The following is a 16,919-nucleotide window of genomic DNA, read 5'->3' on the forward strand; positions in this document are numbered from 1 at the left end:
TTTAACTCTCTTGACTACCCACCAAAGCAAGCTCATCACGCATTGTGTTGATGACCGCCTGATAGTCATCTTTACCAAAAATTGCAGAACCTGCCACAAACATATCCGCACCAGCCTCTGCAATGGCACGAATGTTTTTGGGGTTGACACCGCCATCAATCTCTAGGCGAATATCTAGCCTGCGCTCATCTATCATACGGCGTACCGAACGCACCTTATCAAGCGTGCCATCAATAAACTTTTGACCGCCAAAACCAGGGTTGACACTCATGATTAAAATCTGGTCAAGTTTATCAATGGTATAATCTAGATAATGTAATGGCGTGGCAGGATTAAACACCAGACCACATTGAATACCGGCATCCTTGATAAGATTTAAGCTTCTGTCAATATGCTCGGACGCCTCTGGATGAAAAGTGATGATATCCGCCCCTGCGTCAATGAATTGCTCAATCATACTGTCTACTGGCGATACCATCAGATGCACATCAATGGGTGCAGTGATGCCATAATTCTTTAATGCTTTGCACACAACCGCCCCAAAGCTAAGATTGGGGACATAATGATTGTCCATGACATCAAAATGAACAACATCGGCACCAGCATCAAGGACAGCCTGAATATCTTCTCCAAGGCGAGCAAAATCAGCAGACAATATAGACGGAGCAATGAGATATGGTTTCATGAATTTAGGTCTAATTAAAAAATTTTATTATAATGCTTTTTGGTACTTTTCACAACCAAAACCTAATCAGCACAGTGTTCAAAAATCATAAAAAACAAGCCTTTATTTAAAAGCTTGTTTTTTATTTAGATATGAGATTATCTAGTTGTTAGATAATTATTTGGCATGATAAGCAAGTTTTACACCTGCGATGAAGCCATCATTATCCTCAAATTTACCAACGATTGCTTTGGTTGGTAGTTGAGCTTGGGTATCACCAAACTTCAGATATTTACCACCCAAAGATAGCGACCATTCTGGCGTAATACTATATTTAGCACCCAGACCTACGCTATAATAACCTTTGATAGGACCTAATGAAGTAGCAGGACTGCCTGAACCACTGTCATAGCCGATATTACCTGCAACAGACAGTTTGTCAGAAATCTTCTTACCCAATCCAATTTCAGCCTGCCATTGATCTTTGTCATAGCTAACGATTGGTAATCTTACGCCAGCACTTTTGGCGGTTGCATCACCATAAGTTGGTGGACGAATGTCAAAATTGCCCCAAGGCACATAACGAACCTTGGCAGTCAGTAGTGTGGTTGGGTTTACGCCAGTTTGGAAATCTAGGTTATAAGACTCTGGCAGAGCCACACTAAAATCACGAGAAGTTACGCCTGCAACGCCCAATGCTGGGAAAACTTCATTGATGACAGAAGTATGCTCAATCTCAGAGCGATAAGTTAAAGCAGCTTTTAGAGCAATCTCAGGCTTAGAATACGAAGCACCTGCTACCCATCCGACCGCTTGGTCTTGTCTGATTTTAGCGTCATAACCCTGCGCTCTTTGATAAGCTGCACCACGCAAATGCACCTCACCATTTAGGCGTTGTACGGAAGGTCCACCATAAATTTGGAAGTTTTTGTTAGTACCAAATTTTGCACCCATCAGCATGGTTACATTATTGGTACTAATCGATACATTAGTGCTTTGACCTTTCTGATCTTCAGCGGTTTGAGTTATGTTGGCTAATGCTGCCACTTGATTAAAATATTCTTCCCCGATTCTCTTGCCAACTTTACCATCAAGAGGCTGACCATCTAGACCTTTAACGCCACTGTCATTTCTGAATTTTTCGCCTTGTAATGTCCAAAGACGCATCTCCCGTGAAATCTGCCCAGCATTCAAATGAGAGTTAATTTTATCAAGCTCTTCCTTATTTTTCTCATAGTATTCGACACCCGCTCTAGGAGTTAGTGTGGTTTTGGCACGCTCTTGTAGCTGTTGATCAACACTTCGCATCCATTCTGCTATTCGCAAAACACTCTCAACTGGTGTTGACGCCGCTGCAGTACCTTTGGTTAATTCTCCATAGGTAGCACCCGCACCTTGTGATACAAAGTTATTATCACCTGTGTAGTTAACATCCGCCCCAAAAGGCTCATCATATAAAACACCGATACTAAAGCTGTCGTTGATGTCAGTTTTTACGCCATATCGGAAAAAGCCATAAGGTTTGGCAATATCACTGATGGCTCGACCTGCAGCATCTAAACCGGTAAGGTCAGCATCTACATGAGTATAGACCGCCTCAGCATAAGTACCATCTTGCAAAAATGCAGTAATATCCTGTCCAGAGCGATCAAGACCTGCGGCATTTGCCGTACCAATAGCACCAACAGAAGCGATGGCTATTGCCAAAGCCTTATGATTAAAAATACGCATATTTATTCTCCATTTTTTCCTTAAAGGGTCTTAGACATTACAACCAAAAGCTAAAGACCATCCAATCCGCAAGATATAATTTTTTACAAGACATCATTGTTAACTGTCATCATAACAACTTGCGTGGTTGTATATTAAAACAAAATCATTAGTAACACAAGAGATAAATTTAAGTCATTTTCTCACTTGGTGTACATTTTATGATTTTTTATTATTTCAATTAATATCAATAGTGTGGGGGTTTGTCAGCAAGCAAATCAAACGGAGCAATACCCCCATCGTCATCATATTGATTTTGTAGATGCCGATAAATGAGTTTTAGCTGATCTTGCAAGTCCTTTAGCTTGCGATCTTGAGTAACAATAACTTCATTTAATGTCTCTACCGTACTTTCTAGGTAGGCAAGTTTGATTTGCAGATCAATCATTTGAGCATATACATCTGTCATTTATTTTTTCCAAAATTCAAAATTAAATCAAAAGTTTGCTATAATTTGTCTTATTTTAACACCGAACCGACTATTATGATACTCATCCACCTTAAAAATCTCTGTGTTGCCTTTGGTGTCTCACCTATTTTAGACCGTATCAATTTTAGCATTGATGCAGGCGAGCGGGTATGTCTGATTGGACGAAATGGCGAGGGCAAGTCCACACTATTAAAACTCATCAATGGCACTCAAACCCCTGATGATGGCGAGATTATCATTGCTGATGGCGTGCGTATCTCCATGCTTGCCCAAGATGTGCCAAATGATGATGGTACTTTGCTTGATGTGGTGATGAACGGCGATGAGAAAGTGGCGAATTTACTCAACTCCTATCACGCCCTATCCGAAAGCTGTGGCATGGGCGATATGAAAGCCTGTGAAGACATGGCACACTTGCAACACGAGATTGACGCACTACACGGCTGGGATTTGGAGCGAAATGCTCGCACTTTACTTGATAACATGGGGCTAAACCCCACCGACCGCCTTTCTGAGTTGTCAGGTGGTCGCAAAAGACGAGTGCTGTTGGCTCGGGCATTGGTAGTTAAGCCTGATGTGTTACTGCTTGATGAACCAACCAACCATCTTGATGTAGAGAGTATTGACTGGCTTGAGAGCTATTTACTCAGTCAAAATTTGACCGTACTATTCATCACGCACGACCGCAAATTTGTTGATAATCTTGCCACTCGCATTGTTGAACTAGACAGGGGAAAATTATCTAGCTATGATGTGTTGCAGGGCGTGGGCGGATACGACCGTTACCAAGAATTAAAGGAGCTAGAGCTTGCTAGCGAAGCCAAATCCTTTGAAGAATTTGACAAAAAACTGGCTGCAGAAGAAGTTTGGATAAGACAAGGCATTAAAGCTCGCAGAACTCGTAACGAAGGGCGAGTACGGGCCTTAAAGCAGTTACGAGAAGAGCGAAAAGCCCGCCGTGATGTCGTGGGCAATGTTTCACTTACCCAAAATACCGCCGAAAAATCAGGAAAAATTGTCTGCGAAGTCAAGAACTTAACCTTAGAATATGATGGCAAAGTGTTGGTGAAAGACTTTTCAACCCTACTGATGCGTGGCGATAAAGTGGGCATCATTGGACAAAATGGCGTAGGAAAAACAACTCTCATTCGTACCATTTTGGGGCTTGATGAGAGTGCCAAAATCAATGGTTCGGTCAAATTAGGAACAAATTTATCCATATCGTTTTTTGATCAGCTAAAAGACCAATTAGATGGTGAAAAATCAGTTGCTGAGAATGTGGGACAAGGCTCTGACCATGTAGAAGTTGGTGGGAGAAAAACACATATTTTGGGCTATTTGCAAGACTTCTTATTTACACCCAACCGTGCCAGAACACCTGTTAAAGCCCTATCAGGGGGCGAAAAAGCCCGAGCATTGCTTGCCAAAAACCTACTAAGGCCTGCCAATGTATTGGTGCTAGATAAACCAACCAACGACCTTGATATGGCAACTTTAGAGCTTTTAGAAGAGTATGTGGCTGGTTTTGAAGGGACGATTTTGCTGATCAGTCATGACCGTGCATTCATGGATAATGTGGTTACCCAAACATGGGTATTTGATACAGATAAAGATGGCAACGGCGTGATAACAGAATATGTGGGTGGCTATCAAGATTACCTACTACAAAAACAACGAGCTGATAAACACTCCTTGAAGCCAAAAACCGAAAAGTTGGAACAAGAAAAACCCAAAGCCAAAAACCCACCAACAAGCAATGCCATCAATTCGGCAAACACCCAAAAACGCAAACTGTCCTACAAAGAACAGCGAGAATTAGAAAGCCTACCCAATGAAATCGCACAGCTTGAACAAGAACAAAACGAATTGAACGAAACGCTTGCTGATGGTTCATTGTTCATCTCCGATTTGTCATTAGCCACCCAATACAGCGAAAGATTGGGGGAGATTGACGACCTGCTGATGGCGAAGTTGGAACGATGGGACGAGCTGGAGAGTCTGGGAAAATAAGAGTTGGGGGAGAATAAATGAGTAAGCAAAACTGCTGTGGGCATGATTGTCATTCTGGCAATCATAACACCCAACAAATCAACATAAAAAAAATGCCTGATTTAACCACCACGCACAAACAAACCAGTATGGCAGATAAAGCCTCTTGGCGGTGGGTGTTTTTGCATCCCAAATATTGGGGAATCTGGCTTGCCTTAGCGATGTTTTTACCACTTTTATATCTGCCCTTACGAATGCAATTTGCCATTGGGCGGGGTGTTGGGAAGCTAGCCTATCGCCTAATCCCAAGGCGAGTAAATGACACACTAACCAATTTAACTTTAGCATTTCCCTATAAATCCGATGATGAAAAAATATTCATCGCCAAACAGGTTTTTGTCAATCAGGGCATTGGCATTTTTGAAACCCTAAACGCATGGTTTCGCCCCAATGTTTTTAAACGCACTTTTAGCATTTCTGGCTTACAACATCTAGTCAATGCCCAAAAGTCAGATAAGGCGGTTATATTATTGGGTGGGCATTTTACCACACTTGATTTGGGTGGCAGGCTTTGTACCCAGTTTTTCCCTGCAGATTGTCTGTACCGCAAACAAAATAATCCGCTATTGGAGTGGTTTATCTATAACGGTCGCCGTCATATTTTTGATGAACAAATCAGCAGTCGTGATATGAAAAAGCTGATTACAAGAATTAAAGATGGTAAGGTGATTTGGTATAGCCCAGACCAAGATTTTGGTCTGGGGCATGGCGTGATGGCGACTTTTTTTGGAGTGCCGGCAGCCACCATTACTGCCCAAAGGCGATTTATTGGCATGAATAAAAAAAATCCCCCTGTATTCATCGCCTTTGACATGATACGCCAAACCCCCGACACCCTTCCTGCAGGCAAGCGACCGCATTATCACATCAGCCTATCGCCTGTGATTGATCATTACCCAAGCGATGACGAGCTAGCGGACGCACAGCGTATTAACAACATCATGGAAAGTGGTATCAAAAAGGACATCACGCAATGGATGTGGTTTCACAGAAGATTCAAGACACAAACAGATGGAAGCAATTACTACGACCAAACCAATCACCCAATCAATAAAAGATAAATAAAAAGCGGATAATACCAATCCGCTTTTTATTTATCTTTTATGTTTAAAAGAAATGCCGCCACTTCATCAAGTCCCGCCCGTTCATGTGCCTTAAAAGGCAGTCTTTTTTGGCTAACCAGCCATTTTTCACCATCAGACACCGCCAAAATATCCAAATCCATCGGCACAAGCGGACCATTCACACAGCGACCACACAAGCACTCAATTTGTTTTATTCTGTGGTAAATATCGCCAAACGCTTGAGAGTAGTTTAGGTTTAGCACAGCACAAGCATTGTGATACTCATCGGTCGTTCTTCTTGTAAAGTCCTGCCCCACCACCACAGATGAATACTGCACAGAACCAAGTTCATTTAAGGCGATAAAAGCGGTGTCAAAAGAGAACTTGGGATTATGATTACTTCCCATCGCAATGACCACGACCGACACCATTTGGGTGAATGTAGATAAATCACCAATAACCAAAGTCTTCATTTGCTACGAGTGATACTAACACCGACACTATGGGCATGTTTGATGGCGTTAGGTTTGTGTATGGTTAGGCTAATGCTAGAACAAGGATAGCTCTTTAAGATATGTTGACAGATAGTCTCAGCGAGCGATTCGAGCAATTTGGCTTTCATCTCATGACAGATACGCTCAATATCTTCACACACCGTTTTATAATTGATGGCATACATCACATCATCTGTAACGGTAGCTTGGCTAATGTCGCAGTTAATCTTCGCATCAATCACCAAGCTCTGCTTGATGGCTTGCTCCCAATCATACACCCCAACGACCGTATCAATTTTTAAGCCCTGTATAAAAACTATGTCATTCATTGAATTTTCCATAAAATAGGTTAAGAATTTCTATGACTAAGCATATCCATGCTATACACCAAAAGCCCAAGCCAAATCAAAGACAGCCAGGTGCTCTAAATTCATCGGCTCATGATAATAAAACACAGCAATCATAAACACAATGCTTGGCGTCAAATAACCCAAAAATGATAAAGTATTAAAACTTACCAATTTAGCAGATTGATTATACAACAAAAGTGGCATTAAAGTAATTGGACCTGCCAAAGAAAGTAGCCATACCTCGCCAGACAACCAAAACGCCAATTTTGCACTAACGACATTCGCCCCACCAAGCCAAATTAAACATAACGGCAACAATAAAGCCGTCTCAATAAACAGACCATCAATGGCATTAAAAGGCGTTTGGCGTTGCAATACCCCATAAAACGCAAAAGATAATGCCAAAATCAAACTCACCCATGGCACACCACCAAATAAAACCATTTGAATGCCAACGGCAAGCACAGCAAGGACGACAGCGATTTTTTGTAAAGGTCTTAGGCGTTCTTTAAAGAAAATGAGCGATAAACCAACACCCATTAAAGGATTGATGAAATAACCAAGACTTGCCTCCAACACCCTATCATTTGCCACTGCCCACACATAGGTAAGCCAGTTCGTACCAATCAAAAGAGCCGACACGAAAGTCAGACCAAGCCATTTTGGGTTTTGGCGAATTTGAGTAAGCCAAGCCACCCTTTTGCCAATGATAATAACAAAACTCAATACAACAAAAGTCCAAACCACTCGATGAACAATCACTTCAACAGCATGGTAGCCATCAAGCAGTTTAAAATAAAAAGGAAAATTCCCCCATATCAAAAACGCCAAAATAGCCGTCATCAGCCCTTTTGGAGTTGTAGCTATGGTAGGTTTTGTGGCGTTATTCATGGATTAACTAATCACTTGCAAATTAAGCCCTGCTTCTTGCACCAGTTTGGCAAAATTCGGAAAACTGGTTGCCACCGTCTGAGTTCCTTCAATGACAATCTCATCAGATGCCCTAAGGCTTGCCACCGCAAAACTCATCGCAATGCGATGGTCGTGATGGCTTTTAATCTGCCCACCACCAAACACACATTCACGCTCGCCACGCCCAACAATCTCAATGCCATCATCAAGCACCGTACAATCCACGCCCAAAGTCGCCAAGCCGTCCGCCATCACTTGTATGCGGTCAGACTCTTTGACACGCAGTTCTGCCGCCCCACGCAAAATGGTCTTACCAGTAGCACAAGCAGCCGCCACAAACAGCACAGGAAATTCATCAATAGCAAGTGGCACAAGGTGCAAAGGAATTTCAATACCCTGTAGTTTGCTGGATTTAATGATGATATCCGCCACAGGCTCGCCACCGACAAGTGTTTGATTGGCAAGCTGTATGTCCGCACCCATTAAGCGTAAAATATCAATAACGCCAGTACGAGTAGGATTGATGCCTACTTTAGGCAAGATAACATCACCAGTCTTGGCAATTGCCGCCGCCACCATAAAAAACGCCGACGCCGAGATGTCCGCAGGCACTTCAATATCACAGGCGGTTAATTGTCCACCCCCTGTTAGGCGGATTTCGTTGCCTTGTTCAAGGGGCGTTACTTTGACTTCATAGCCAAACGCTCTTAGCATACGCTCACTATGGTCTCGGGTAATTTCAGGCTCTATGACCACTGTCTCGCCATCTGCCCAAAGCCCTGCCAACATTAGGCATGATTTGACTTGGGCGGACGCCATTGGCATTTCATAGCGTATGGCACCCAGCTTTTGACCGCCTGTGATTGTTAGTGGTGGTGTGCCACGCTCGCCTGTTGTGGCTATCTTTGCTCCCATTTGTCGCAGGGGTTTTGCCACTCGCTCCATCGGTCGCTTGCTAAGGCTTTCATCGCCAATCAAGGTGCTATCAAAATTTTGGGCGGACAAAATCCCAGAGAGCAATCGCATACTTGTGCCAGAATTACCCATATCTAGGGGCTTTTTGGGGGCTTTAAGCCCATTGATACCCACGCCATAAATCGTTACCTTATCGCCATCTCGCTCTATCTTGACGCCCATATCGGCAAAGGCTTGCAAGGTAGATAAGGCGTCTTCACCTTCCAAAAAGTTGCTGACTTTTGTTACGCCATTTGCCAGTGAGCCAAACATAATTGAGCGGTGCGAGATGGATTTGTCAGGGGCGACTTTGTGCGTGCCTGTAAAGGCATCGCTTGGGGTGAGTTTGTATTTCATAGGGATTCCTAGTTTGATTATAAAGAATTATCCACCAATCCAAACTTTATCATTTTCCAACAAATAATAAAATTGTAATTCATCCGTTGGATTTTGGATATAATAAATAGAATAAGCCTGCTCTTTGATTTGATTAAACCATTTTTCAGTCTCTTTAAATTCTTGACTTGTCGTATCAGTCAATAAATCTAAATAAGTATTTTCAATATATTGTGTATCAATGCCTTTTTGCCAATTTAATTGTTCAAAATCATCAAAATATCCATCGCACAACTTTCTTAATTGATTAAGATTTGGCTTATCAATAAACTCAAAAGCATTATCATAAAAATACAAATAATCATCAATAGCACACACCACTTGTGAGCGTGAAATATGTTTTTCAAACAGCCAAATTTTTAAATAATAAGGCTTATTTAGGCTGTCTAATTGCCTTCTCCAAGATTGATAAATGTCAAACAATCCACGAAGCAGTCTTTCTTTAAATTCCCCATAAGGTTCTGGATAAATGCTATTGCCAATATGTAAATTTGAAAATGGCTTGACCCAAAATTTAACATAGTCTCTTTGGTGTTTTTGTAAATAATCCAAATTCAAATGACGATTGCAGGTTGCCCAGTCATCTATATGGCGTAAAATTCTATTTTTACCACGAACTTTTTTATAGCGAACGGCTTTCATTTTTGTTTTTTTTCATAAGCAAAAAATCAAATGGTTAATTGTTTGAATTGTTCAACTTCTCTTTTTCCACCAACAACCGCCCAAAATAATCTCTGGCGTTTTTTGCTGTTTCAAAAGTGTTTAATAATTCATCAGAATTGTCATTTTCAATGGCAGATTTTAATTCATCTAAAATCGCTTGATAATTATCCAATCCCTTTAATACCGCTTCTTTATTTGCCAAAAATATGTCGTGCCACATAATCGGCGAGCTTGCCGAAATGCGACTAAAATCCCGAAAACCACCTGCTGCATAGCGAAAAATATTTAAATTTTCATCATCTTTAGCAAGTTGATAAGTCAAAGCATAAGATAATAAATGGGGCAAATGGCTGGTTAAGCTTAAAATTGTATCGTGCTTATCTGCCGTCATTAGGCTAACTCTTGCTCCCACGCCCTGCCATAGAGCTTTGATTGCACGCAAATATTTATCATCAGCATGGTTTTTGCAGATGATCAGCTCATGATTGACAAATAAATCTGACTGACGAGACAGCACGCCTGAATGCTCCGCCCCTGCAATCGGATGGGCGGGAATAAAGTTAAGATTGACCCCAAACTTTTGCTCCACCATCTGACAGGCATTCACGACATTCACTTTAGTACTACACACATCGCTGATGATACAATCAGCGGATAGGATACCTGCAAGCCTTGCTTTGGCTAAGGTTTCAAAGATTGGTAACACCGCCTGCACAGGCACACAAATAATCACCAAATCACAATCAGGCAAAATATCGGTCAAGTTATTTGAACCATGTTCAATCAAACCGACTTCTTTGGCAATATTTAGTGTATCTAGATTGTTATCGCACGCCACAATTTCTTTGGTCAGATGCCTATCAAGCATACTTTGAGCAAGGCTTGCTCCAATTAAACCAAGCCCAATAAAGGCGGTTTTTTGAAAGAAAACTGGTGTATGGTCAAGGTGATGTTGAGCGGTCATGATTTTTGCCTTAAGCTAACTGTGAATATTGGGCTTTTACATAAAAAGCCCAATCAACAAATTATTTGCAAAAATTACAGTACTGCTTTTGGGTATGAACCAAGTACTCGCACATCTTTTGTAATCTTGGCAATCTCATCAATGGCGGACTGTACATTATCCTCATTGATATGACCATTCATGTCAATGAAGAAGACATAAGCCCACTTATTTGGACGCTCTGGGCGAGTCTCAATACTGGTCATGGATACGCCATGCTTTTTGAGTGGTTCTAAAATCTCAATCAAAGCACCTGCACGGTCTGGGCTTGATACCACGATGGAAGTCTTATCTTGACCGCTTGGCGATACCGCTTCATGACCAATGATGAGAAATCTGGTGGTGTTATTAGGATTGTCCTCAATATTTTCGTACAGCTTATGTAAGCCATATTCTGCCACTGCCACATCACCTGCAATGGCGGCAGAGTGCCATTCGTGCTGTAAGCGTTTGGCTGCTTCGCCATTTGATGATACCGCCACTCGCTCCACATTTGGAAAATTGACATCAAGCCAATGGCGACATTGTGCAAGGGTTTGCTGATGAGCATAAATGCGACTTAGACTATCAACTTTGGTGTGTTCTGCCACCAAGAAGTTATGATGAATAGGCATCTCCACTTCACCAATGATTCTAAGGCTTGAACCCAAAAACGCATCTAAGGTGTGATTTACCACGCCTTCTGATGAGTTCTCAACAGGCACAACGCCATACATGGCAGCACCAGATTCAACCTCACGGAACACATCTGTGATGGTTGCAAGCGGTACGGTAGTGGCTGCTTTACCAAAATGTTTTAATGCGGCAGCGTGCGTAAATGTGCCAATAGGACCCAAGAAAGCGACTTTTTGAGGGGCTTCAAGCTCTAGACAGACAGACATAATCTCACGAAATAAGCGTGCCATTTTTTCGCCAGACAATGGACCTGTGTTACGAGCCATGACTGCTTTTAGGACTTGAGCTTCTCGTTCTGGACGATAAAAGATTGGATGGTTTTCGTGGTCTTTTTTGGCACGGGCGACCTCTTGAGCAATGGTAGCACGCTCATTGATTAGTGATTGAATTTGCTCGTCAATACCATCAATCTTATGACGCAAATCTTTGATTTTGCTGGCATCTAAAGAAGTGTTATTATCTGTCATGACGATTCCTTGAGATTAAAGTAGTCAATGAAATATTGGTAATAATACCATGATTTTTGAGAATTATTAACCAAAAAAGCATAAAATTTTTTTATTGATGGCGATTTTATGATTAAACAAGGTGATTAAAAATAACACATCAATAGCATAAAGACATCGGTTTGTTTGGCTTGATATTATCAAGGCACAATCCCATATGGATTTAATGATTTTTTAATAACCTAAAGATTACCCATATAAAAAACCAAGCGATATAGATGGCTTGGTTTTTTATATGTAATCACTGATGGCCGTAGGATAGCCATTAGTGATTACCAAATCAGACTGTAGGCACTATCTTGGCTAATAAAGCCGTCAGGGATTTGCCCGTTGACTGCCTGCCAGCGAGCAAATGCTCGGCGGGTATTTGCCCCTGCAACACCATCAACACCCCCTGTGTCAAAACCTTGTGCAGTTAAGGTTCTTTGTAAGGCTTGAATCTGCGTACGAGACAACGGCTCTTCATGGGTTGGCCATGATGCTACCAAGCCACTACCACCACCGATGCGTCTGGCAAGTAGTGATACTGCCAGAGCATAACTTGATGAGTTGTTGTATGTTCGAATGACATTGAAGTTTTGGGTCAATAGCAATGCAGGACCATGTATCCCCGCAGGTAGCCATAGTTCAGCCATTGCCTGACCGCCTAAGTACTCATCTGTCATTGAGATTAATCCTGCTTGTCGCCACGCATCCAAACTTTGCTTTGTATCTAGGAGCTGATGATTAAACCCACTAGGTATAGATACTTCATAATAAGGCATCAGACCCGATATCCAGCCTGAATTTTTTAGATAGCTTGCGGTTGAATTTAGTGAATCCCCAATACCCCAAGGGCTGATTTGACCGTCTTGATTACCATCGACACCTTCTTTAATCCATGTACTTGGGATAAATTGGGTATGCCCCATGCCACCTGCCCAAGAACCCTTAAGTTGTGGGATATTAGCATCGCCACGATTCACCATAACAAGCATGGCAATCAGCTGACTTTCAGCAAACTCTCGGCGGCGACCATCATACGCCAAAGTTGATAAGGCATTCACCAAATCCATGTTGCCCATGCCTGCACCAAAAGATGACTCCATACCCCAAATGGCAGCGACGATTTCTTTTGGTACGCCATAGTTGGACTCAGCATTATTAAAGGTTATTGGGTACTGGGCAATCTTGGCACGACCTTGTTTGATACGACCTGTTGATGTCGCAGCATTCACATACTCCCAAGGCATTTTTGTAAATTCTGCCTGTGAGCGGTCCAGATCAATCACTCGTTGATTTAGGCTAGCACCATTCATCAAAGCATAGACTTGATCTGCCTGATAGCCTTGATTGATGGTGCGTGCGATAAAATCTTGTTTCCATTCATCAAAGCTGGCATAGTGCTGTTGTGCTTGTTGAATCTGCACAGGTGGTTTGACTTGTTGAATCTGCACAGGTGGTTTGATTTGTGGTTGTATGACTGGCGTCTGCACAATCACTGGCTTTGGTGTGGGGGTATTGGCACCCACCACCTGAATGGGTGGTTTAACAGGAGTGGTACTGGTACAAGCGGATAACACTGCCATGCTTAGTGCTGAGACGATAAATAATGGCTTATTAAAGTTCATAAGATTACCACAAATACTAAAAAGGGGCTACTTTAACGCACAATCAAAAAAATGTCGAATAATTTTTTGGTTATTCTTGGCTAAGACCAGTAAGTTTGAAATGATAAAACACCATGAACACCAGCTCATAGAATAAGTCGCAAAACAACGACCTAATTTATCACACAAACGGTTACAACATCAGTTAGTCATCAGCGATACCAGTGATATCAACAGGCGTCTCAACAATGGCAACGCTTGTATTCTTGGCAGCATCATTGCGTCTATTTTGTAGGGCATTTAGATAAGCTTCATCAATACCGCCTGCAACATAGTTACCATCAAAGACTGAGCAATCAAATTCATTGACGCTGCTATATTTTGTATTGTTTACCGCCTCAATCAAATCATCTAAGTCTTGGAAAATCAAACGATCAGCACCAATAATCTTGCAGACTTCTTGGACGCTACGACCTGATGAAATTAACTCACTACGAGACGGCATATCAATGCCATAAACATTGGGGAATTTAACCTCAGGGGCAGCAGAGGCAAAGAACACATTTTTAGCACCTGCATCTCGTGCCATCTGAACAATTTCATGGCAAGTTGTACCACGCACAATAGAATCATCCACCAATAGAACATTTTTATTTTTAAATTCAAGTGGAATGGCGTTTAGCTTTTGTCGGACGCTTTTTTTACGCTGTCCTTGACCAGGCATGATAAAGGTCCGCCCAATATAGCGATTTTTATTAAAACCTTCACGATATTTGACATTTAGGTGTGTGGCAAGCTCAAGAGCTGAGTTGCGTGAGGTGTCAGGGATAGGGATTACCACATCAATGCCGTGATCTTCACCCCACTCACGAATGATTTTTTGGGCGAGTTTTTCGCCCATACGCATACGAGCCTTATGCACCGATATATTATCAATGATAGAATCAGGACGAGCAAAATACACATACTCAAAAATACAAGGGGTATGTTTGACATCTTTAATGCACTGCTTGGTGTGTAGATTATGCTCTAAATCAATAAAAATTGCCTCACCAGGGGCAACATCACGCACCATCTCAAAACCCAGTGCCTGAATGGCGACCGACTCAGATGCCACAACATACTCCACCCCTTTTTCGCCAATTCTTTGACCATAAACGAGCGGACGAATGCCATTTGGGTCTCGAAACGCCAATAGCCCATGCCCTGCAATAATTGCTACCACACCATAAGCACCTTCACAGCGTTGATAGACGGCTTGTAATGCCTCAAAAATATCATTTGGAGCAAGATTGGTCTTGGTGGATTTTTGCAATTCATTAGCAAAAATATTTAAAAGAACTTCAGAATCTGAACCAGTATTTAAATGGCGGTGGTCATTTTCAAATAGCTCTTTGGCAAGCGTATCAGCATTGGTTAAGTTGCCATTATGTGCCAAAGCGATGCCATAAGGCGAATTCACATACAGTGGCTGAGCCTCAGCAGTGCTTGATGTACCTGCAGTTGGGTAACGCACATGACCGATGCCAAAATTACCCACCAAACGCACCATGTGTTTGTTTAAAAACACATCTCGAACCATGCCATTGTCTTTGCGTAGATATAAACGACCATCTTTTAAGGTAACAATACCTGCTGCATCCTGCCCACGGTGCTGAAGCATGGTTAGACCATCGTATAACATCTGATTAACAGGCTCATGTGCCACAATGCCAATTACACCACACATAGTTCACTCCATTAAGATGATTGATAAGGATTTTGAATTTGTTGCCATGCTTCGCCCAGCACTTCTTTTAAGAGTTCTGTGGCAATCGGAGCTAATGGCAGTAGATTTTGTGCCAAAATAGAATCTTGCCAATTTGGCAGGTAAGACAATAGTGGCGATGTAACACTAAGAATGACCAATACTTTTAGAACGCCTGTTATAATGCCAAGCACGCCACCTAAGATACGGTTAACAGAGCCTAAATGCAGGCTTTTGGTGATGCTGTTTAGCATGAGTGCAACTGCGTGCGTCATGGCAATGACCACCAATACCACCAGTAAGAATGCAGCTGCAATTTGTAAGACGGTATTGTCTGTCAAGATATTTAGCATGGGGGCAATGTCTTTGGCGGTGCGTGATGCAATCACTAATGCCAAAAACCAAGACACCAAAGAGACTACCGACTTAACAAATCCAGCCCCAAAGCCACGCCACATATCTAAAAGCACCACAAATAAGATGACAATGTCAATGAAAGTCATTGACTCTATCAGTCCATTCATGTGCGGTCCTGATGGTTTGCAATCGCTTGTACGCAGTCGCCCACCAATGCAGGGCCTCTATAAATTATTCCAGAGAAAATCTGCACAGCTTTTGCTCCTGCTCTGATTTTTTTGGCGGCAAGCTCTCCTTCGTCAATGCCACCCACACCAATCAAATCCACCTTATCCGACAGACGGTCATGAAACATGGATAGGATTTTTGTGCTGATATGACTCACAGGACGACCCGACAACCCACCTGACTCATCAGCATATTTATAGTCTTCCACACCCACACGAGACAGCGTTGTGTTGGTAGCAATCAGACCATCTATGTCAAATGATAGTACCGTATGAGCAATCTCATCAACTTGATATTCGTCTAAATCAGGGGCTATTTTTAGAGCAAGTGGTACATAAAAACCGTAATTATTCGCCAAGCGTGTATGGCAAGTTTTGATGCCATCTAACAGAGCAGATAAAGCGTCGCCACCTTGCAGACTTCGCAGGTTTTTGGTGTTAGGACTTGAGATATTGATGGTGATGTAACTGGCATAAGGATAGACTCTCTCAAGGCAGTAAACATAATCATCTAAGGCGTTTTCAACAGGAGTGATGGCATTTTTGCCGATGTTGATACCAAGTACGCCTTGATATTTGGATCGCTCTATGTTTTGAATCATCTTATCGACGCCATCGTTATTAAAGCCCATGCGATTGATAATCGCCCCTGCTCGCTGAATGCGAAATAATCTTGGTTTGTCATTGCCCGACTGTGGTCGTGGCGTTACCGTACCAATCTCTAAAAAGCCAAAACCCAACTCACTTAAAGCATCAATGTGCGAGCCATTCTTATCTAGTCCTGCCGCCAATCCCACAGGATTAAGTAGCTTTACCCCCATGCAAGTGGTAGGTAGTGCCTGCTTGGAATAGCCAAAACCAAGCAGACCTGCATGATAGGCCTTATCCAGCATACTTAGGGTAAGTTCATGTGCATGCTCTGGCTCCATATTAAATAAGAGCGGGCGAAGTAGTGCATACGACATAAAGACAAACTCCCTAAATCAGATAAGTAAAAAGAAAAATCGTTTAATTATAACACAGCTACACCGTCTGCGATATAGCTTTTCATGAACTTTGTGAATAAAAG

Annotated in this window: 14 protein-coding genes and 2 pseudogenes; 2 read left to right on the forward strand and 14 right to left on the reverse strand. The window is 42.2% G+C overall.

Translation table 11 applies throughout. The annotated features are described in order from the left end of the window. Position 1: 1 nt before the first annotated feature. The 3 genes from rpe to ACERC6_RS00605 form a co-directional block, all read right to left on the reverse strand. A complete protein-coding gene (gene rpe, locus ACERC6_RS00595) occupies positions 2-685 on the reverse strand; it encodes a ribulose-phosphate 3-epimerase (protein ID WP_373627320.1) in 684 nt (227 codons plus the stop codon). Between the two features lie 156 nt (positions 686-841). Next, a complete protein-coding gene (locus ACERC6_RS00600; protein ID WP_373627322.1) occupies positions 842-2,395 on the reverse strand; it encodes a hypothetical protein in 1,554 nt (517 codons plus the stop codon). A gap of 226 nt (positions 2,396-2,621) precedes the next feature. Then, positions 2,622-2,843 carry a SlyX family protein gene (locus ACERC6_RS00605; protein ID WP_284674446.1) on the reverse strand — a complete coding sequence of 74 codons (222 nt, stop codon included), beginning with the start codon at positions 2,841-2,843 and terminating at the stop codon, positions 2,622-2,624. A 75-nt stretch (positions 2,844-2,918) separates the two neighbouring features. Between ACERC6_RS00605 and ACERC6_RS00610 the strand changes: the two genes are divergently transcribed. Both ACERC6_RS00610 and ACERC6_RS00615 read left to right on the forward strand, forming a co-directional pair. Then, complete coding sequence (locus ACERC6_RS00610) at positions 2,919-4,874, forward strand: ATP-binding cassette domain-containing protein (RefSeq protein ID WP_373627418.1); 1,956 nt, start codon at positions 2,919-2,921, stop codon at positions 4,872-4,874. Positions 4,875-4,891: 17 nt separating this feature from the next. Further along, a complete protein-coding gene (locus ACERC6_RS00615) occupies positions 4,892-5,974 on the forward strand; it encodes a lipid A biosynthesis acyltransferase (RefSeq protein ID WP_373627323.1) in 1,083 nt (360 codons plus the stop codon). 29 nt (positions 5,975-6,003) lie between these two features. Here the strand turns inward: ACERC6_RS00615 and ACERC6_RS00620 are convergent, their stop codons facing one another. The 11 genes and pseudogenes from ACERC6_RS00620 to ACERC6_RS00670 form a co-directional block, all read right to left on the reverse strand. Next, entirely contained in the window at positions 6,004-6,450 is a 447-nt protein-coding gene (locus tag ACERC6_RS00620) for a 2-amino-4-hydroxy-6-hydroxymethyldihydropteridine diphosphokinase (RefSeq protein WP_284674444.1), read from the reverse strand. After that, entirely contained in the window at positions 6,447-6,800 is a 354-nt protein-coding gene (gene folB / locus ACERC6_RS00625; RefSeq protein WP_284674443.1) for a dihydroneopterin aldolase, read from the reverse strand. The genes ACERC6_RS00620 and folB overlap by 4 nt, the downstream gene beginning before the upstream one ends. Positions 6,801-6,820: 20 nt before the next feature. Continuing rightward, a pseudogene (gene rarD, locus ACERC6_RS00630) lies at positions 6,821-7,712 on the reverse strand (EamA family transporter RarD). A 3-nt stretch (positions 7,713-7,715) separates the two neighbouring features. Next, positions 7,716-9,014: pseudogene (gene aroA, locus ACERC6_RS00635) on the reverse strand (3-phosphoshikimate 1-carboxyvinyltransferase); the annotation flags it as partial. A gap of 57 nt (positions 9,015-9,071) precedes the next feature. After that, the gene (locus ACERC6_RS00640; RefSeq protein WP_373627325.1) at positions 9,072-9,725 is read right to left on the reverse strand and encodes a hypothetical protein; all 654 of its coding nucleotides are present in this window, start codon (positions 9,723-9,725) and stop codon (positions 9,072-9,074) included. 34 nt (positions 9,726-9,759) lie between these two features. Beyond that, positions 9,760-10,710, reverse strand: a complete 951-nt coding sequence (locus ACERC6_RS00645) for a prephenate dehydrogenase/arogenate dehydrogenase family protein (RefSeq protein WP_373627326.1) — start codon at positions 10,708-10,710, stop codon at positions 9,760-9,762. A gap of 74 nt (positions 10,711-10,784) precedes the next feature. Then, positions 10,785-11,891, reverse strand: a complete 1,107-nt coding sequence (gene pheA, locus ACERC6_RS00650; protein WP_284674439.1) for a prephenate dehydratase — start codon at positions 11,889-11,891, stop codon at positions 10,785-10,787. A 311-nt stretch (positions 11,892-12,202) separates the two neighbouring features. Beyond that, positions 12,203-13,540 carry a lytic murein transglycosylase gene (locus ACERC6_RS00655; RefSeq protein WP_373627327.1) on the reverse strand — a complete coding sequence of 446 codons (1,338 nt, stop codon included), beginning with the start codon at positions 13,538-13,540 and terminating at the stop codon, positions 12,203-12,205. Positions 13,541-13,724: 184 nt separating this feature from the next. Then, positions 13,725-15,248, reverse strand: coding sequence for an amidophosphoribosyltransferase (gene purF / locus ACERC6_RS00660; protein WP_284674437.1), 1,524 nt, complete (start codon positions 15,246-15,248; stop codon positions 13,725-13,727). A gap of 11 nt (positions 15,249-15,259) precedes the next feature. Then, positions 15,260-15,790: a CvpA family protein gene (locus ACERC6_RS00665; protein ID WP_373627328.1), complete on the reverse strand. Its 531-nt coding sequence runs from the start codon at positions 15,788-15,790 to the stop codon at positions 15,260-15,262. Continuing rightward, the gene (locus tag ACERC6_RS00670; protein WP_373627330.1) at positions 15,787-16,815 is read right to left on the reverse strand and encodes a quinone-dependent dihydroorotate dehydrogenase; all 1,029 of its coding nucleotides are present in this window, start codon (positions 16,813-16,815) and stop codon (positions 15,787-15,789) included. Before ACERC6_RS00670 ends, ACERC6_RS00665 begins: the two co-directional genes overlap by 4 nt. Between the last annotated feature and the right edge of the window lie 104 nt (positions 16,816-16,919).

Source organism: Moraxella sp. E33BD (assembly GCF_041807865.1).
GTDB classification, from domain to species: Bacteria; Pseudomonadota; Gammaproteobacteria; order Pseudomonadales; family Moraxellaceae; genus Moraxella; species Moraxella haemolytica.